This is a genomic window from Defluviitalea phaphyphila, from assembly GCF_001466305.1.
Taxonomy (GTDB): Bacteria; Bacillota; Clostridia; order Lachnospirales; family Defluviitaleaceae; genus Defluviitalea_A; species Defluviitalea_A phaphyphila.
Window position 1 is genome coordinate 205872 of record NZ_JWID01000002.1, and the last position, 20469, is coordinate 226340.

At 26.5% G+C, this 20469-nt stretch carries 19 protein-coding genes; all 19 read left to right on the top strand.

Annotated features, from left to right (window positions below; genetic code table 11):
* Nucleotides 1-48 precede the first annotated feature (48 nt).
* The 19 genes from mltG (at nucleotide 49) to aroE (ending at nucleotide 20437) form a co-directional block, all read left to right on the top strand.
* Nucleotides 49-1113, top strand: coding sequence for an endolytic transglycosylase MltG (gene mltG / locus OM90_RS02110; protein WP_084757932.1), 1065 nt, complete (start codon nucleotides 49-51; stop codon nucleotides 1111-1113).
* Nucleotides 1114-1172: 59 nt separating this feature from the next.
* Nucleotides 1173-1844 (top strand): O-methyltransferase, encoded by a 672-nt coding sequence (locus OM90_RS02115; RefSeq protein WP_058485227.1) that lies wholly within the window; start codon nucleotides 1173-1175, stop codon nucleotides 1842-1844.
* Nucleotides 1837-3078 carry a peptidase U32 family protein gene (locus OM90_RS02120; protein WP_058485228.1) on the top strand — a complete coding sequence of 414 codons (1242 nt, stop codon included), beginning with the start codon at nucleotides 1837-1839 and terminating at the stop codon, nucleotides 3076-3078. Before OM90_RS02115 ends, OM90_RS02120 begins: the two co-directional genes overlap by 8 nt.
* A gap of 91 nt (nucleotides 3079-3169) precedes the next feature.
* Nucleotides 3170-3844, top strand: a complete 675-nt coding sequence (gene sigK / locus OM90_RS02125) for an RNA polymerase sporulation sigma factor SigK (RefSeq protein WP_242860844.1) — start codon at nucleotides 3170-3172, stop codon at nucleotides 3842-3844.
* 983 nt (nucleotides 3845-4827) lie between these two features.
* The gene (locus tag OM90_RS02130; RefSeq protein WP_058485230.1) at nucleotides 4828-6522 is read left to right on the top strand and encodes a GspE/PulE family protein; all 1695 of its coding nucleotides are present in this window, start codon (nucleotides 4828-4830) and stop codon (nucleotides 6520-6522) included.
* Between the two features lie 10 nt (nucleotides 6523-6532).
* Nucleotides 6533-7594: a type IV pilus twitching motility protein PilT gene (locus tag OM90_RS02135; protein WP_058485231.1), complete on the top strand. Its 1062-nt coding sequence runs from the start codon at nucleotides 6533-6535 to the stop codon at nucleotides 7592-7594.
* A 13-nt stretch (nucleotides 7595-7607) separates the two neighbouring features.
* Nucleotides 7608-8816 (top strand): type II secretion system F family protein, encoded by a 1209-nt coding sequence (locus tag OM90_RS02140; RefSeq protein WP_058485232.1) that lies wholly within the window; start codon nucleotides 7608-7610, stop codon nucleotides 8814-8816.
* 60 nt (nucleotides 8817-8876) lie between these two features.
* On the top strand, nucleotides 8877-9416 hold the full coding sequence (locus OM90_RS02145; RefSeq protein WP_058485233.1) for a prepilin-type N-terminal cleavage/methylation domain-containing protein: 540 nt from the start codon (nucleotides 8877-8879) through the stop codon (nucleotides 9414-9416).
* A gap of 89 nt (nucleotides 9417-9505) precedes the next feature.
* Nucleotides 9506-10261, top strand: coding sequence for a prepilin peptidase (locus OM90_RS02150; RefSeq protein WP_058485234.1), 756 nt, complete (start codon nucleotides 9506-9508; stop codon nucleotides 10259-10261).
* A gap of 27 nt (nucleotides 10262-10288) precedes the next feature.
* Nucleotides 10289-10870 (top strand): pilus assembly FimT family protein, encoded by a 582-nt coding sequence (locus OM90_RS02155; protein WP_058485235.1) that lies wholly within the window; start codon nucleotides 10289-10291, stop codon nucleotides 10868-10870.
* Between the two features lie 13 nt (nucleotides 10871-10883).
* Complete coding sequence (locus OM90_RS02160; protein ID WP_058485236.1) at nucleotides 10884-11402, top strand: type II secretion system protein; 519 nt, start codon at nucleotides 10884-10886, stop codon at nucleotides 11400-11402.
* A gap of 14 nt (nucleotides 11403-11416) precedes the next feature.
* Complete coding sequence (gene pilM, locus OM90_RS02165; RefSeq protein ID WP_058485237.1) at nucleotides 11417-12514, top strand: type IV pilus assembly protein PilM; 1098 nt, start codon at nucleotides 11417-11419, stop codon at nucleotides 12512-12514.
* A 13-nt stretch (nucleotides 12515-12527) separates the two neighbouring features.
* Nucleotides 12528-13118, top strand: a complete 591-nt coding sequence (locus tag OM90_RS02170; RefSeq protein WP_058485238.1) for a PilN domain-containing protein — start codon at nucleotides 12528-12530, stop codon at nucleotides 13116-13118.
* Nucleotides 13099-14268, top strand: coding sequence for a type 4a pilus biogenesis protein PilO (gene pilO / locus OM90_RS02175; protein ID WP_058485239.1), 1170 nt, complete (start codon nucleotides 13099-13101; stop codon nucleotides 14266-14268). Before OM90_RS02170 ends, pilO begins: the two co-directional genes overlap by 20 nt.
* A 16-nt stretch (nucleotides 14269-14284) precedes the next feature.
* Nucleotides 14285-15238, top strand: coding sequence for a type IV pilus modification PilV family protein (locus OM90_RS02180; protein WP_058485240.1), 954 nt, complete (start codon nucleotides 14285-14287; stop codon nucleotides 15236-15238).
* Complete coding sequence (locus OM90_RS02185) at nucleotides 15235-17784, top strand: TadE/TadG family type IV pilus assembly protein (protein ID WP_058485241.1); 2550 nt, start codon at nucleotides 15235-15237, stop codon at nucleotides 17782-17784. Before OM90_RS02180 ends, OM90_RS02185 begins: the two co-directional genes overlap by 4 nt.
* Before the next feature lie 23 nt (nucleotides 17785-17807).
* Complete coding sequence (locus OM90_RS02190) at nucleotides 17808-19028, top strand: hypothetical protein (protein WP_058485242.1); 1221 nt, start codon at nucleotides 17808-17810, stop codon at nucleotides 19026-19028.
* 30 nt (nucleotides 19029-19058) lie between these two features.
* Nucleotides 19059-19568 (top strand): YqeG family HAD IIIA-type phosphatase, encoded by a 510-nt coding sequence (locus tag OM90_RS02195; RefSeq protein WP_058485243.1) that lies wholly within the window; start codon nucleotides 19059-19061, stop codon nucleotides 19566-19568.
* Entirely contained in the window at nucleotides 19565-20437 is an 873-nt protein-coding gene (aroE, locus tag OM90_RS02200) for a shikimate dehydrogenase (protein ID WP_058485244.1), read from the top strand. The genes OM90_RS02195 and aroE overlap by 4 nt, the downstream gene beginning before the upstream one ends.
* The last annotated feature ends 32 nt before the right edge of the window (nucleotides 20438-20469 follow it).

Below are 20469 nucleotides of genomic sequence, written 5' to 3' on the forward strand. Positions count from 1 at the left end.
TAAATCCCTGTATAATTAGAATAGATTTTAAAAGAATAGGGTGAAAAAATGAAAAACCAAGCCTTAAAAATTTTAAAAATGACGATTAATATTGCTATTTTGATAGTAGTAATTTTTGTTTGCGTTTTTATAGGGAAAAAGGCTTTTAATTATGCTTATAATATTGCTAATCAATCTTCGTCTAAAAACGAAAATATTAAAGAGATAGAAATAAATATTGAAAAAGGTGCTACTACTAAAGAGATAGCAGAAATTCTTAAAGAAAAAGGACTTATAAAAAATTCATGGTGGTTTATACTTAAAAGTAAATATTTTAAATATGATGGGAAATATAGAGAAGGAAATTATACATTATCAACTGATATGACTGAAGAAGAGATAATGGATATTCTTACTACTCAAGGAGCTCAAATAGAAGTTGTAAGATTTACAATACCAGAAGGATACACAATTGAACAAATTGCTAATAGATTAGAAGAAGAAAATATAGTAGAAAAAGATGAATTTATGAAAGCACTAGAGGAAGTTAATTATGATTATGATTTTTTAAATAAAATTTCAGGAAGAGATAATTATTTAGAAGGATATCTTTTCCCAGATACTTATGAAGTTAGAAAAGATGCAGAAGCTTCTGAGATCATAAATAAAATGCTAACAAGATTTGATGAAATCGTAAAGCCAGAATATTATGATAGAGCTGAAGAATTAGGATATACTATGGATGAAATTATTACTATTGCTTCAATTATAGAACAAGAAGCTAAATTAGATGAAGAAAGACCTAAAATAGCAGGAGTTATATATAATCGTATAAATATTAATATGAAGTTGCAAATGTGTTCTACAGTAATGTATGCTTTGGATGAAAGAAAAGATAAATTGTATGATAAGGATTTAGAGATCGACTCTCCTTATAATACTTATTTATATTCAGGATTGCCTATAGGACCTATATGTAATCCTGGAGAAGTATCTATAAAAGCAGCTTTGTATCCAGAAGAACATGATTATTTATTTTTTGTTTTAAAAGATGAAGAAACAGGAGAACATATTTTTACAAAAACTTTAGAAGAACATAATGCAGCAAAAATCAAATATAATCAGAAATTTTAAAAACATGAAGACGAAAGAAATTTCTTTCGTCTTTAATGATGATAAAAAGGTGGAAGAAAATGAGTGAAATTAATTATGATTATATCAATTCGTTTATTAGAGATATGATACCTAAAGATTTAAGTATCGTAGGGAAAATAGAGGATGAAGCAAGAAAAAATAATATGCCTATTATTCAAAAGGAAGTAGCAAGATTAATTTCTGTTTTATTATCTATTAAAAAACCTAAAAAAATATTAGAAATAGGAACAGCAGTTGGATATTCGTCAATTTTAATGAGTAAATATTTACAGCCTGGAGGGAAAATTATTACTATAGAAAGATATGATATTATGCAAAAAGCAGCTAAAGAAAATATAAAAAGAGCAGGATTAGAAAATATAATAAATATAATAGAAAATGATGCAGAAGAGGTATTACCTAATTTAGAAGAATCCTTTGATGTTATATTTATAGATGCGGCTAAGGGACAATATAATACTTTTTTACCTCATTGTATCAGATTATTAAATGAAGAAGGATTAATAATTGCTGATAATGTTTTGCATAAAGGAATGATTGCAAAATCAAGATATGATATTCCTAGAAGACAGAGAACGATTCATAAAAGAATGAGAAATTTTTTATGGGAAATAATGAATAATCCTAGTTTAGAATCTTGTGTACTTCCTATGGGAGATGGAGTGGCATTATGTCATAAGATAAATAGAAAGGAAGAAATTAATGATTAATATAGAAAAAAAACCAGAATTATTAGCACCTGCAGGAAGTTTAGATGTTTTAAAGACAGCTATATTCTATGGAGCAGATGCAGTTTATATTGGAGGTAATCAATACGGACTTAGAGCAAAAGCTAAAAATTTTTCTATGGAAGAAATAAAAGAAGGAATCAAATATGCCCATGCTAATAATGTAAAAGTATATGTAACAGCAAATATAATTGCTCATAATCAAGATTTAATTGGTCTTGAAGATTACTTTAAAAAATTAGAAGATATGGGAGCAGATGCTCTTATAATAGCTGACCCAGGAGTTTTATATATTGCAAAAGAAACAGTTCCTAATATGCCAATTCATTTAAGTACACAAGCTAATAATACTAACTATAAAAGCGCACTATTTTGGCATAAACAAGGTGTAGAAAGAATTGTTGTAGCTAGGGAGCTATCTTTAAAAGAAATATCAGAAATTAGAAAAAAAACTCCACAATCTTTAACCTTAGAAGCCTTTGTTCATGGAGCAATGTGTATTTCTTATTCCGGACGTTGTCTTCTTAGTAATTATATGACTGGAAGAGATGCTAATAAAGGAGATTGTGCTCAATCTTGTAGATGGAAATATTATCTAGTAGAAGAAACAAGACCAGGGGAATATATGCCAATAGAAGAAAATGAAAGAGGAACATATATATATAATTCTAAAGATTTATGTATGATAGATCATATTCCGGATTTAATTAAATCTGGAATTGATAGTTTTAAAATAGAAGGTAGAATGAAAACTTCTTTTTATGTTGGGTCTGTTGTTAAAATTTATAGAGAAGCAATAGATGATTATTTTAAAGATTCAAGTTTATATGAAACTAAAAAAGAATATTATTTAGAAGAAGTTAAAAAAATCAGTCATAGAGATTATACTAAAGGATTTTATTTTGAAAAGCCAAAAGGAAGTGAACAAATATATACTCATAATACTTATATTAGAGGATACAGTTTTGCAGGAATAGTTAAAGATTATAATCCTGAAACTAAAATAGCTACACTAGAGCAAAGAACAAAATTTTCTGTAGGAGAAGAAATAGAATTTATTCCTTTTAAAGATTCAACTTTTAAACAGATAATAGATAAGCTTTGGGATGAAGAAGGAAACGAAATAAAATCAGCTCCCCATCCTAAACAAATTGTCAAATTAAAAGTATCTAAACCAGTTGAAAAAAATACACTTGTAAGAAAAAAAGATTTTTAAGTAAAATAATTATGAATATTAACTAAGACACGCACATCTTTGATACAAGGTTCATAAAATAGAAAAGAACCTTTTATCGGAGGTGTGTTTTTTGTTTTTAGGAATTTTACAATTCATATGTTCCTTTTCATATTTTACTGGTAATACATCTTTCCCACAGCCTTTAAGTCCTGAAGAAGAAAGATATTATTTAGAACAATATAAAAAAGGAGATATGGAAGCAAAAAATATTTTAATAGAAAGGAATTTAAGATTAGTTGCCCACATTGTAAAAAAATATACCGGTATAAATAAAGAAGTAGATGACCTTATTTCTATTGGGACAATAGGACTTATTAAAGCCATATCCTCTTATGATTTAGATAAAGGAACTAGATTGGCAACTTATGCAGCAAGATGCATTGAAAATGAAATATTAATGAGTATTAGATCGTCGAAAAAACAGAAAAATGAAGTTTCATTACAAGCGCCTATAGGAACAGATAAAGAGGGTAATGAAATAGCTCTTATAGATATTTTATATAGTGATACAGAATCTATAGTAGATCAAGTAGATTTTAAAATTCGTTTAAAAAAACTGTATCAAAGAATGAAGGGAGTTTTAAAAGCAAGGGAAAAAAATGTTATAGAAATGAGATATGGATTAGAAAATGGGAAAGAAAAAACACAAAGAGAAATTGCAAATATATTGGGTATTTCAAGATCATATGTATCAAGGATAGAAAAAAAAGCTATAAAAAAATTAAGTGAGGAATTAACAAAATAATTTATTATAAATTTTATTAATTAATGATGATAAATTGTAAATATTAAAAATAGATTAAATAGTTAATATTGCTTTATTCATTATTCTTTTTAGTAATTTTAAAATATTTTATAACAATTGATTATAGAAAAAAGGTAGTGTAAAAAATTTGTGCTTAAACGAAAATAATCACTCCTTTCTGGCAATAATTACAAAAAATAATAAAATCAGAAAGGAGCTTTTCTATGTCAACATTACTAAAAAATTCTTAAGACAAATGATTAAAGATGGGAATTTAGAAACAGCAGGAAAGCTTCATAATATATTTAAGATACTCTACAAGAAATGTTATAACTAGATATAAAATTAGAATATGAAAGTGTAGATGGGTTAACAAGATTAAAAGAGAAGTAGAATTTATTATTTAACCAACTAATGATTTTTTTCGAAGGTAGAATTAATCCTTATATTTTATAAAAATATTTTAAAAAATTTATATATTTTATAAAGTATTAAATAAAGGCTATTTTTACTACAATTATTTTACACTAAGGAAAATATATTTTAGCTTTATAATTTTTACTATATATGTTATAATATTTGTCGTAAATAAGTGCTAAACATTTACTAGATAAATCGTTTGTATCACTTCTTAGTATGGCATAATATTGCTATTATACTTAGAATAGGATATAAACGATTTTTCTATTTGAAATTAAAATATTTTCTTTAAATTAGTTTTTAAATAGTATGAGAAAGAAATTTTAAAGTAAAAATTTTTAAGTGAAAGAGGGTTAAGTTATGTATATTTAAATGAACAGAAGAATATTACATATATTAGTAAAAAATAACAATAAAACACATTTATGTTATTATATAATTATTCTAAATATTAATAATAATATAATTTTAAAATTTATATAAAAAAAAATGCTAAAAATATTTGCAAGAATATGTTAATTTATATATAATATATTACAAATAGGATAAAAATGGTGATATATATGAAGAGAAGACATAAAAAGAAACTAGGAGATTTACTTCTTCAAGCGGATATGATTACTCGTGCTCAACTTGAAGAAGCTTTAAAAGAACAAATAAAGTCAGGTAAAAAAATAGGTGAAATTTTAGTAGAAAAGGGTTATGTAACAGAGGAAGATATTATAGAAGTTTTAGAATTTCAATTAGGAATTCCTCATGTGGATTTAAATAAATATATAATAGACCCTAATGCTGCATTAAAAATTGGAGAGAACTTAGCAAAAAGATATATGTTGATTCCAATAAAAATTGAAAACAATAATCTTATAGTTGCAATGAGTGACCCTTTAAATGTATTTGCTTTAGATGATGTTCGTATCACATCTAAAATGGAAGTAATTCCCGTAATTGCAAATACAAAAGATATAAAACAAGCAATTGATAGAATGTATGGAGCAAATAAGACAGCAGACATAGCAGCAGAATTTGAAAAAGAAATACAAGAAAAGTTAAAAAAACAAGCTATACGTAATAATGATGATAAATCAGAAGAAGATGTTATGAATTCTCCGGCAGTTAAATTAGTAAATAGTATTATTGAACAAGCTATAGCAAAAAATGCCAGTGATATTCATATAGAACCTTTTGAAGATTATGTGAGAATTAGATTAAGAATTGATGGACAACTGCAGGAATTTTTAAGAACTGAAAAATCAGCTTTAAATTCCATAGTAAGTAGAATAAAAATACTTGGCAAAATGAATATTGCAGAAAAAAGAATACCACAGGATGGAAGAATAGGAGTTGATTTAGATGATAACCAGTTAGATTTAAGGGTCAGTGTATTGCCTACTATATATGGGGAAAAAGTAGTTATTCGTTTAATTTATAGAAAAGGTATGCAATTAAAGAAAGAACAATTAGGATTTTTCCCGGAAGATTTAGAAAAATTCTCTAATCTTTTAAAAATTCCTCATGGTATAATATTACTTACAGGACCAACAGGGAGTGGAAAATCTACTACTTTAGCAACAGCATTAAGAGAATTAAATAGGCCTAATGTGAATATTATAACTGTAGAAGATCCTGTGGAAAATATGATAGAGGGTATAAATCAGGTTAATGTAAATGTAAAGGCAGGATTAACTTTTGCTAATGCTTTAAGAGCTATTCTTCGTCAAGACCCAGATATAATTATGATAGGAGAAATGAGGGATAGTGAAACTTGTAGCATTGCAGTAAGAGCTGCCATAACAGGTCATCTAGTATTTAGTACTCTTCATACTAATGATGCACCAAGTTCAGTTACTCGTATGATAGATATGGGTATAGAACCATATATGGTGGCTACAGCTGTTAAAGGAATTATTGCTCAAAGATTAGTAAGAAAAATTTGTGAGCATTGTAAAACCCCAGTTACTCTTACTGAAGAAGAAGCACGAGCTTTAAAAGTTTCAAAGGATACAGTGGTATATAAAGGAGAGGGGTGTCCATTATGTTCTAATACAGGGTATAAAGGTAGGATGGCAATTCATGAAATAATGGTTCTTGATTCGACTCTTAGAGCACTAATTGCCAAAGGAACTAATGATGAAGAATTAAAAGAAGTAGCCATTAATAATGGAATGAATACTCTTTGGGATAATGCTAGAAGGAATGTATTAGAAGGTAAAACTACTGTAGAAGAGATGATTAGAGTGGCTTATAGCCAAGAATAGGGGGCATAAAATGGATATTAAAGAACTACTAGCTTTAGCAACACAACTTAAAGCATCAGATATACATATAACTGTAGGGATCCCCCCGGTATTTAGAATTAATGGAAAATTAAAACCTGCTGATATGCCAAAACTAACGCCTAAGGATACAGAAGATTTAGTAATGCAATTATTAAAGGATGAAAATAAAAAACAAGCTTTTTTAAGAGATGGGGAAATAGATTTTTCTTATGGGTTGTCGTCAATAGGAAGATTTAGGATAAATGTATATAGGCAAAGGGGAACTTGTGCTGCAGCTTTAAGATTGGTATCGTTTAATATTCCTTCTATAGAAGAATTAGGCCTCCCTGTTGCAGTCAAAGAATTAGTTAAAAATACTAGAGGTTTAGTATTAGTAACTGGACCAACAGGAAGTGGAAAATCAACCACTTTAGCGGCTATGATAGATCAGATTAATCGTGAAAGAGCATGTCATATACTTACTTTAGAAGATCCAATAGAATATTTACATAAACATAATAAAAGTATTGTAAATCAGAGGGAAATAGGACCGGACACTAAGTCTTATGGGGTAGCTCTAAGAGCAGCTCTTAGAGAAGACCCAGATGTAATTTTAGTTGGAGAAATGAGAGATTTAGAAACTATATCTATTGCTATTACTGCAGCGGAAACCGGGCATCTAGTTTTATCGACATTACATACTATAGGAGCTGCTCAAACAATTGATAGGATAATAGATGTTTTTTCTCCTTATCAACAACAGCAAATAAAAGTTCAATTATCAAATGTATTAAAAGGAGTAATATCACAGCAGCTTATAAGGTCTAAAGATGGGAAAAGGAGAGTCTTAGCTACTGAAATAATGATTACCACTCCTGCTATATCCAATTTAATTAGAGAAGGAAAAACCCATCAGATAAATTCTATGATCCAAACAGGGAATAAATATGGTATGCATTCTATGGATATGGATTTAGCTAATCTTTATAAAAGAGGGATAATAGATAAGCAAGAAGCATTAACTTATGCTCAAGATCAAGAAACAATAAAAAGACTTTTAATAAGTTTTTAAAGGGAGATGAATTATGCCAGTTTATACATATAAAGCAAGAGATTTTAGAGGAAATCTTATAAAAGGAGAATTAGAACTTGATTCAGAAATAGATATAAGACACTATTTAGTAAAAAAACAACTAATTCCCATAGAAATAAAAGAAAAAACGGCATGGAATACAGATTTAGAACAATTACCTATTTTTAAACCTAAAGTAAAAATAAAAGATATTGCTATATTTTGTCGTCAATTTGCAGTTATGATAGAATCAGGGATATCAATAGGAGGAGCCTTAGATATATTAAGAAAACAAATACAAAATAGAAGTTTAAAAGAAATTATTCAAAAAGTTTATGAAGAAGTTCAAAAGGGAAGAAGTTTATCTGAAGCAATGAAAGAATATAAAGAATTTCCTTCTATACTTATTAATATGATAGAAGCAGGAGAAGTTAGTGGTAATTTAGATTTTTCCATGAAGCAAATGGCAGAACATTTTGAAAAACAAGTTAAAATACAATCTCAAGTAAAAAAAGCTATGACATATCCTGTAATAGTTATGACATTAATGGTTGCTGTAGTTATAGGATTGATTGTTTTTGTTGTACCAAGGTATATTAGTATGTTTCAAGATGCAGAGGCACAGTTGCCCGGTATTACTTTAGCATTGATTGATATTAGTAATTTTATAAAAGAAAAATGGTACATATTAATAGGAATAATTATTTTACTAATATTTGGGTTTAAATATGCTAACCAAAATAAAAATATTAAATATGTTTTTGATAAATACGCTCTTAATATGCCGATATTTGGAAATGTAAATAGAAAAATAATAGCTGCTAATTTTTCTCAAACTCTAAATATTTTATTAAAAGCAGGGATACCTATTATACAAACTATGGAAGTAGTTAAAAAAGTAGTTCAAAATTTAATAGCACAAGAAATAATAGATGACTGTATTAATGAAATAAAGCAGGGAGGAAGTCTTGCTGTAGCATTGCAGCAAAGAGGCTTATTTCCCCTTATGATGATTAGTATGATTCGTATAGGAGAAGAATCAGGAGCATTAGATTCCATGATGGAAAAAGCAGCTCAATTTTATCAAGATGAAGTAGAAGTAGCCATAGATCAAATGACAACTATGATATCACCTATTATAACCTTAATAATGGGAGCTGCTGTAGGTTTTATAATGTTAGCTATTATGATGCCAATGTTTAGTTTGGCTACTCAAATATAATTAATAATGATATATATGTTTTTTACATATATATAATCTTACAATAAGGAGGTGAAAAAAATGGAACAAGAAAATAATCAATACTTAAAATCAAAAACAAAAAACAAAATAAATAAAAGGGGAGATGATAATATGATAAAAAAATTATTTAAACAAGAAAAAGGTTTTACAATGATAGAGTTAATCATTGTTATTGCTATAATTGCAATATTAGGAGCTATTATTGCACCTAACTTTGCAAAAGCTACAACAAAATCAAAAGTAAAATCAGATGTTGCTTCTATTAGAGAAATTAACAAACAAATCGCCTTATATATGGCAGAACATGGTGAATATCCAGGAGAGAATGAAGACATTAATTACACTACTGAGTATGCTGCAGGTAAAAATGGTGGATTAACAGTATTATATGAAAAAGAATACTTAGATTCTTTCCCTAAACCTCAAACAAACGGATTAACATTTTCCTATGATGCTACTAATGGAAAAGCTATTATTTCTGGAGGAGACAGTGTAAGTGAAAATGTAAAAGCTATTATTAGCGACTTATCAGATTCAGATAAAGAATTTATAGCTGATAGTTTAATTGAAGAAGATTAATCATTTGAATTATAATTATTGTATCAATCCTTATCAAATATCTATTTAGATATTTGATAAGGATTTGTAAAAAAGAAAGGACAAATATAATGTATCTTTTAATTTTCTTTTTAGGATTAATTATTGGTAGTTTTTTAAATGTATGTATTTTTCGTATTCCCCTGAAACAATCCATAGCTTTTCCACCATCCCACTGCTTTCATTGTAATCATAAATTAAAACCCTTAGATTTAATACCTATATTTAGTTTTTTATTTTTAAAAGGAAAGTGCAGATATTGTGGTAAAAAAATTAGCATCCAGTATCCCTTAGTAGAATTTATTAATGGAATAATTTATTTATTATTATTTTATAAATTTAGTATTAGTCATTATTTTATTTTTTATGCTATATTTTCTTCTTTATTATTAGTTATTGCAGTGATAGATTATAAAGAAAAAATTATTCCAAACTCCCTTATTATTTTCGGCTTAGTATTAGGAACACTTTATAATTTTGTCGAATTTTTTATAAAAAAGTCGACAAGCCCTATTTTAAATGGAACTTTAGGCTTAGTTTGTGGTGTTGTAATTATTCTTATTATAATACTAATTTCCCGTGGAGGAATGGGAGCTGGAGATATGAAATTAATGGGAGTTATTGGTTTGTTTTTAGAAATGAAAGGGATTTTTTTAACTTTATTTTTAGGATGCGTTATAGGGGGAGTTATAGGCATTATTCTTTTAATTACCAAAAAAAAGGATAGAAAATCTACTATTCCTTTTGGTCCTTTTTTAACGCTAGGAAGTTTTACTTATATATATTGGGGAGAACAAATTATCAATTGGTATTTATCTTTGTTGTAATTTTTGGCTCCGTGGAGGAATTATTTTATGGGAAAATATATAAAAAATCAAAAGGGTATAACTATTACAGAAATCCTTATTGTATTAGCTGTTATTGGTATAGCAGGAGCTATTATAATGCCATCTTTTGGTATTGTTCATAGACATAGACTTAAAAATATATCTTCTCAACTTTCCATGGATATTCAAAAGGTGCGTTTTTTTGCTCAAACTCATTTTAATACAAAAGATGAAAAGGGAGGATATAAATATAAAATAATATTTGAAAATGAAGAAAATATAGATGGAGAGATTTATTATAAAAATTATCAAATAGAACCTGAAGATATATTTAAAAATACCAATTCTATTGGAGATGATATTGTTAAAATTAGACCAGTTGTAAAATATGAAGATGGAGATAAGTTAATTAAAGAAATTCAGTTTGATAATAGAGGAAGAATTCAAATAGTATTAGCAGAAGATGGAACAATAATTGATTTTTCAGAACTTATTATAGAAGGAGAGCATCAAAAAGAAAAAATTAATATTATGTTACAAGCGGATGATAAATTTAAAAAGGAAGTTACTGTAAATGCGTTAACTGGCAAAATATTTATTATTGATTAGAGCAGGTGTAGGTATGAAAAAGATTAAAAGTATTTTATATAAACAAAAAGGATATACCTTAGTGGAAGTATTAATAGCTCTAACTCTATTTAGCATACTTTCTATTAGTGTTGGGAGTTTAATGTATAGTACTACTAAGAATGCAACAAAAGTTCAAAGTGATATAGAAGCTCTTAAAAATTCAAGAATTACTTTAGATTTTATGATAGAAGAAATAAGAAGATCAAAAGGAATTATTATCTTTTCTAGAACTGATGCTTTTAGAACTTTAAAATTAGATATAGATGGGGATGGTAAAGTTAGTATTGGTGAAGGAAAGTATGATGGTGATGTAATGTTTACACTTGATGAAGATAAAGTAAAATATAATATTTATCAAGTGTTAGCGGAGAATATAACAGATATTCAATTTAAAGTATCTGATGATGATATACTTAAAATAATAATTACGGCTAAAAAAAATGATAAAGAAACTTATGATATAACAGGGGAAGTTTCTATTAAATATAAAAATAAAATATATAAGGAGTAGAGGACGGGATTAATATGGGACAAACTTTTTTTAGAATGGAAAAAACTTTATTAGGAATAGAGATAGGAAATACAAATATAAAAATTGTTCAAGGGACAAAAAAGGGGAAAAATATAAGTTTATCTAATTATAAAATAATACCAACACCCAAAGATTCTGTTAGAGATGGTTTTATTGTAGATATTAATTCTATAAAAAAATCTATAGAAGAATTTATTATAACTAAAAAACTTTTAAAACAAAATACTGCAATTATAGTTCAAGGGACAGGTATTATAACTAGAGACGTATTAATGCCTGCTCTTCCAGAAAAAGAGTTAAAAACAGTTTTGGAATACCAAAAAGATGAATATTTCCCCATAGATGTATCAGATTATCAAACTGATTTTAAGATATTAGATGAAGTAGAAACAGAAGAAGGGAAAAGATTAAATGTATTATTAGTAGCAGCTCCTAATTCTATAATAAATAGTTCTATAGATTTAGTTCAAAAACTTAATTTAAAACCTAAATTTATAGATATTATTCCTAATTGCATTTCAAGAGTATTTAAAACAAAATCTATGATTTCTCAAGAGGAAGAACCTAATTCTATTATGATATTAGACCTAGGTGGACAGACTACGACTGCTACTATTCTTTCGGAAGGGAATATTTTATTTAGTCGTTCTATACTTTATGGTTTAGATTATATAAATTCATTGATTGAAGAAGAATTAGGAGTAAAAGATATAGTAAAAATTGAAGAATTTAAAAGAAAAATTTCTTTAGATTATGATTATAAAGAAGATTCTATGACCGATGATTTGTATCAAAATAATATTAATGATTCTGTTAGAGAAGATATTGAAAATAATATTATTCAAGAAATCATGCGCTTTTTAGAATTTTATAATTCAAGAAAAAATGCAAAAAAAATTAATAAAATTTATCTGATAGGAGGAGGAGCTTATTTAAAAAATATTGATAAATATATACAAAGAATTCTTAATATTGATACTTCTATAGCAAATTATTCAGATTTAGATGGTATTGATATAGAAAATTCAGTCGATTTTAAAAAAGACTTTTTATATTTAGTTAATGCTTTAGGCCTAATTAGTCGTATGTAATGGAGGGATAATTTTGAAAGATATAAACTTAATGCCAAAGGAGCATGTTGTAAAAGAAAAGAAAAAAATACTTCGAAACGTATATATGGGCATAGGCTTCTTTATTATATTAGGAATAATTATAGGAATTTCAACTCCTTATGGTATGATAAAAAATAGAAAAGAAAAGTTAACTCAGCTAAATATGCAATTAACTGATGCTAAATATAAAGTTATCGATGAGGTAAAAGAAGAATTAATGCAAAAACAAAAACAGCTTAATTCTTTAAATCAATTATTAAATGAAATAGAAGAAGAATCAATAGTTAGTGGAGCTAATTTAGATTTACTTATAGGCTTTCTTCCTACAGATATGTATATAGAAAATTTAAATATGGATGATGAAATAAAATCAATACAAATGGAAGGCAGTACTACTGAAGAAGAAAAAGTTTCAGAATATGTAGTTCAACTTACTAATTTACCTTTTGTAGAAAAAGTAGATATGGAAACTAATAGGGAAGTATTAAATAATAAAACAATAGTAAAATACCAATTAACTCTGCAAATGGAAGGTGCAGAAGTGGAAGGGGCAGAAGAAAACGATGAAATTGAAGAAGAGTAATAAAGAATTATTTATTTTAATATTTTTACTTATTATAGGAAGTGGAATTCTTTATTATAAGTTTATATTATCTAGCCAAATAGAACAGATAAAACAATTAGATGAAGATATAAAAGCAGTAAGTGAAGAAATAGAAATAAAAGAAAAAGAACTTGAAAATATAGATGTTATAAAAGAAAGAATAGAACAGACAGAAGCAGAATTAAATAAATCTAGAATAAAGATACTACCATATTCTGAAACAGCTAAAAAATTAATTTCTATTCAAGACTATATAAAATTAAATGCATTAGGTTTAGAAAAAATTGAATTGAACGAACCAGTAGAAAAAATTATAGAAGAAGAAAGTCAATATAAATATGGGGAAGTTGCTATTACTTTAGAAGTTTTTGGAAACTATGAAGATTTAAAAACTTTTGTTGAACAACTTAAAAGTTCTATAAAATTCTTTACAATTAGGAAAATAGAAATAAGTCCTAAAGAAGATAGTGAATATGTTCAAGCTAATATAGATTTATATACTTATACTGTATTAAATAATGATAACAAAGAAAATAATATTTCAAACTATAATTTTATGGAATATGATTATGAATATAAAAATCCTTTTAAAACTATATCATCTTTAGGAGAAGAACAAGAAAATGTATCATATGTAGAAGGAATTTTAGAAAAAGATATATATGCAGAAAATTCAGATAATACAGAAGAGAATAATTTGATAGAGGCTAGTTTTAAAATAGCTATTAAAGATGCTTATGCTTCAGGAGATAATTTTTATATAGTAGGTCCAGGAGATGTAGGTGAATATACTACGGTTCAAACGAAGACTACAAAGCCTGTAGATTTTTATTTAAAAGTAAATCCTACAGGTTATGAATATGCTATAGAAGCAGAAGATGAAGCCCGGAAAAGTTATAAAAAAGAAATGTTTATAGATAAAGGTAGATTAGTAGTAGATTCTACAGTTGTGTCTATTAAGAAAAATCAAGAATTAAAGACAAATATTTACATACAAAATAATACAGAAAACATTTTGCCTGTTGAGATTAAAGGAAATTTCAAAGACAGAATATATATATATACTTATAATGGCTCTCCTATAAAGCCTGGGGAGACTAAAGAAAATATTAAAGTAATGATATCTTAAATTTAGGAGTTTGGATATGAATAAAATAAGCCAGTTTTTAAAAAAAGAAAATCAATCTGGTTTTTCATATATAGAAGTATTAATAGCGATGGCTATTTTCGCTATATGTATTATCCCTATTTTATCAATAGCGTTTAGTTCAACTAAAAATTCCATAAAAGGAAAAAAATATTATGAAGCAGTTATAATGGCACAAAATTTATCAGAAAGGATAAAAAAAGAAGTAGGAGAAAAGTTAAAAAACGGAGAAAATTTAGGAAAAAAAAGAGAAATAAAACAATTATACGATTTTTTAAATGAAGAAAAGGAGACATTTAATAGAGAGTTTAAAGGTGATGACTATAATTATGAAGTTTATATCAAAGAAACAGAAGAAGGAATTGATAAGTATGAATTAAAAAAAGATATAGATGAGTTGTATAAATTTATATATATTGATGGTGGAGATACAAATACCCTCCCTGAATCTTTAAATATAGAGCAGATAATTGAATTAAATTTAAGTAATATAGATTCTAAATATTTTGGAAATGAATTTGAGTCTTTGTCAGCATTAAAAATAGAATATGATGAAGAAGAGTGGGTTGATGATATTAGTGAGAAATATGAAGAAAATATAACTTTCTATAAAAAAAGTAACAAGATAGTAGTTGATAATAAACCAGAATTAGAAGATGAAAATATAAAAATAGAAGTAGATGTTTCAAAATTAAACAAAAGTGAAAGCATCACTATTGAAAATAACACTAGTTCTACCATAATTTTAACTATTTATCCTGCCAATAAAAATATAGAAATATTTCCTATACAGACAGAAGCAGAAGGTAATATTTTTATAGAAAGACAGAATAAATTAACTGCTAAAAAGAATTATGTAATAAGAATTATTGTTAGAGATAGAAAAACTTCAGATATTCTTAAAGAAATGATAGATATTTATTCCTATAGTATGGGAGGGAGTGAAGGTTGAAAAAAAGTATAAAAAGATTGTATAAGAACCAGGGAGGAAATGCTCTTATACTAGTTATTCTTTTAACATTATGTATGTTTTTAATAGTAGGAGCAATTATGGCGGTATCATTCTCCCATTTTGAAATAAGTCAGGCTTATAAAAATACGTCTAATCTTTATTATGCTGCACAATCAGGAGCAGAAAAAATGGTAGATAATCTAAATAAAATTCTTATAGAAAAAAGGTTTGAAATAATAAAGGAAGTAGCTGATGAATACAAAGAAAAGATAGAGTCTGGAGAATATGGTGTCTTAGATTATGAATTAGATTATGAAAATGGTTTTAATTCATATGATGGAGAATTTTTATTAAAAGATGTATATGAGAGTATAAAAGAAGAAGCATTTGATAAAATAGAAGAAAATATGGAAGATGATAAGATAGAGTTTCAATATGAATTAACAGATGAAAAAAACAAATCAGAAGTTACAGTAGTATTAACTTCTAAAAAAGATGAAGAAAATAAAACAGTTGGATTTGAAGTTCTTTCAACAGCTGTTTTAAAAAATAAAGAAGAAGAAGAGATATCCAAAATAACTTTAGAAGGGAATATAGATCTTTCTAATATTGATTATAAAGGACTTTTATTAGAAGAATATAATTGGAAAGATGGTAATATCCCGAATACCTTTAGAAGTCCTATATTAACCTTTGGAGATTTAGTTGTAACAAATGAAGCAAAGGTTGCAATTAATGGAGATGTAAGGGCTAGAGGTTATCTACCTCCAGATAAAAATGACGATGGTTCATATCCAGAGTTAGAAGAGTATGGAGGTATATATGCATCCCATGGAGGTGATTTAACCATTGATGGAAATGCTATAACTTTAGCAAACCTTCATACTATAAAAGAATATAATGATGATAGAGAGACTAAGATTGAGGTAAAAAATGATGTTTTTGCTAATTCTGTAGTTATAGAAGATGACTATCCTTATTTTAATCAATATGGGACTCCTAATAATAGAAGTATATCTGCTAGGGTTACAGGACAGAAGATATTAATTGACGGAGATGTATATGTGGACAATGATATAGCTATTGATAGATATGTTAAAAATGATCAAATATATATTAAAGGAAATGTGTTTGGGATAACTAATATAGATGTAAAAGAAATAGAAGATCCAAATCCTAATAAAGCTAGTGGGATTTATGCCATGGGAGAAAATACAAAAATCAAAATAGATGGTAATGCTTTTGTCCATGGCCAAGCTTTTATAAGTTTTGATGGAGGTAAAAATTTTAGTAAATTATATGAAAGTATGGGAGAACCTTTTGAGGATGTAAGTTTTTTAGATGCATACTCTCCAGAAAATTATAAAGCTGAAGGAGATTCAAGATATTTAGATTTAAGAAAAGATGCTATTAATAAGGATAAAATAAAATTAAATATAAATAATTATTTTTATGCTCCAGCTAAAATTAGTGCCAATGGAATATTATATGATGGATATCCATATGAAAGTGCTAAAAATCCAATAAAAACCCATGATGAATTTGATGAAAGTGAAGAATTATCAGCATTATTTAATATGGGGAATGATAATAAAAATAATAGTAAATCTCTAACAGAAGAAGGTCTTTATACTATTAATTCTAATTGGAATGCTAAAATTATTGATAAAAGTGATTATAATATAATAGACATTATTAAAGATGCTTATGATTATTTAAATGGAGAAGAAGAAAATATTAATCCTTTTAAAAGAAATTATTTTATATCTGGAGAAGATAAGTATGATTCAGCTTATAATTATAGAGGAATAGAAGGTTATATGTTTATTAAAAGAGATATCTTTTATAAAGGTTTAAAAGGAGGTCCCACATTTGAACCAGAGGAAATGGAATTTGATAAAGATATTATTAATTCAGATATAACCATTGATAATACAGAATGGGATAAGGATAATCCCTTATATGTATTAGAGACCTCATTGGGAAATAATATTCCAATAAATGTTAGTGAATTTTATGATGAAGAGGGACCTATAAATACAATAATAATAGATAAAGGTAATGGAAGTATAACTCTTTATGCAAGCGATGAAAGTAAAGCTACTTTTAACGGTATAGTTGTATCCAGTGGTAAAGTTGTAATAGATGGAGTAGAAAATTTTAATGGAATTATTATTTCTAAAGGACAGCAAGAAGAAAAAGGGAAGATTTACACTCAAGACTTAGCAGAAGGTAAATATGCAGGAGTACTTATAGAAAGTGATGTAACTATTAATTATGATAAAGATATACTTTTTAACACTATATTTAAGGATAAATCTTTAAAAAGATTAGTTTTTGATTATTTAGGGCTTACAAGTTATTATGTAGCAAATGATGATGATATAGAAAAAAACATTGTAGAAGAAATTTTAAAGCCTAGCATAGATTTTGAACAAGTACAAAAAGTAGGCTTTGATTCTAAATCAGTTATAGAAATTAATCAAACTAGTGATGATAATAAATTACTTCAGTTTGAATTAACCAGTTTATATCAGACAGATTAATAAAATAAAATGGAGTGATAACATTGATAAAAATACAGTATAAGATATGTGTAAGTATAATTGTAATGATATTATTTTTTGTAGGATGTTCTACAGAAGTTAGTAATCTAACTGATTTTGAGAGTTCTAATAATCTTCAACAAAATGTTCAAGAACAAAAAGAAGATACTTTAAAAGTTGAATTAACTAGATTTTTTAGGCAGTATTTTACTCCTGATGAAAAGACTATTTTAACTCTTAATACTTATCCGATAAAAGTAGATGAAAGTTATTGGGAAGAATATGAAGATTTTAAAGAGGCTTCTCTAGAACTTTTACAAGGATTTATATCTCCTAATTTGGAGGAAAAGATTCAAAAACAATTTTTAACAACTAATGTTCATTTTCCTCGTTTTGTAGAAATCAATGGAAATGTTATAATAGGATATGGAGATGTAGAAGATGTAAGTTATGATCTTATAGAAAAAAATGAAAATAATATTATTTTAACTGCTTATGTAAATGTAAAAGGCACAGTAATAACGAAAGAAAGATTTAATCAAATATATAGTTATGATAGTAGCAAAAACTACTATACTATAAAAAATAATGATATAATAGAAGATGAAAAAGATGAAATCAAAGTACAATGTTCTTACATTGTAGAATTAGAACAAATTAATGATAATAAAATATATATATCTAGTATAAAGGAAAATAGTGAATTATCTGTGCCAGAAAAGAACAGAAGGAGTATAATAAATAATGAATTTGTAAAAAGAATAGATTATTTAGATGCTCCTAATACTTCAGACGAACAATTAATAAAATTATTTTTTAATCAATTTATGAATCAGGATAAAGATGCTTATAATTATTATCAATATGCTTATGATATGAATTATAATACATATGTTGAAATGTTAAATGATTTAGGGTTAAAAGATTATATGTTATTAGAAAAAGCAGATTATAAAAATCAATTCCCTAAAACGATAATTCCAACTAAGGATGATATTTTATCTTTAAATATATCAAAAGAAGATATAAATATTTTTGTTCACATTGATACATCTAAAAAATTAAGAAAATATATTGTAGAAATTCCTGCTGAGGTCGAATTATCAGATTATAATATGGATAATATGATGTATCAATATTTAGTAACAATAAAAAATAATGGAGAACAAGGACCGAAAATTAAAAATATAAAATATGTTTTTATAAAGTCTATAGAAGATGAAGAAAAACAAGAAAATAGTTAGTATGTTATTAGCTATATATAGAGGTGCAGCATGTTAAGACGATTATTTCCTACGGATTATATTGATTCAGTATTTGATTTAGACATTAAAGATTTAAAAGAAAAAAAAATAAAAGGATTAATTTTTGATATTGATAATACTCTAGCTCCTTTTGATATAGAATATCCAAATAAAAAATTAATAAATTTTTTTAAAAAATTAAAAGAAGAAGGGTTTAAAATTTGTCTGATGTCCAATAATACAGAAGAAAGGGTTATCAAATTCAATGAAAAATTAAAAGTATATACTATTCATAAAGCTGCAAAGCCAAGAAGAAGAAGTTTTAAAAAGGCTATGCAGCTTATGAATACAAACAAAGATAGTACCGTTATTATTGGAGACCAGATATTTACTGATGTATGGGGAGGAAATAGAGTAGGGATTATGACTATTCTAGTTGTTCCTATTAGTGAAAGAGATGAATGGATTACTAAAATCAAAAGGGGACTAGAGAAAATCATAATAAATATATATTTGGCAACAAGGAAGGTAGAAAGATGAGCATTATTAATATTGTTAATGGAAAAACTAAAGTTTATGGTTTAATAGGATATCCTATAAGTCATACCTTATCTCCAATCATTCATAATAGTATAGGAAATTTAATGAAAAATAATATGGTTTATCTCCCTTTTGAAGTTTCCCCTGAGGGACTAAAAAAAGCCATACAAGGAGCTTATGAGTTAAACATTAAAGGATTAAATGTTACTGTCCCTCATAAACAAAAAGTAATTCCTTTTCTTTCTAAGGTAGAAGGATATGCAAAACAAATTGGAGCTGTTAATACATTAAAATGGTCAAAAGATGGTTATATAGGATATAACACAGATGCCGAAGGACTGCTTATATCTCTTAAAGAAAATAATATTTCTATAAAAGATAAAAGTATACTTATTATAGGAGCAGGAGGAGCAGCTAGAGCTACTTCTATGATGATAGCTTCCCAATCTCCAAAAGAAATAGTAATTGCTAATCGTACATTAGAAAAAGCGGAAAAATTAGCTAAAGATGTTTCTTTATTTTACAATATACCTGTTAAATCTATTTCCTTAGATACTATTGATAAAAATATGTATTTTGATTTATGTTTTCAAACAACTTCTGTGGGAATGACTCCTAAAGAAGATGAGTCTCCAATAAAAAACGATGACTTTTTTAATCAAATAAAAATTGCAGTGGATTTGATATATACCCCTTCAGAAACTTTATTTTTAAAAAAAGCAAGAAAAGCAGGATGTAAAACTTTAAATGGATTTGGTATGTTGTTTTATCAAGCCGCAAGAGCTTATGAAATTTGGAATGAAACAGTCATTCCTAAAGAAGCTTTAGAGCAATTATTTAGAAAGATCAAAAATGAATTAGAGTTTTAATCTTGCTTTTGCTATAATAAGGAAGGATATTA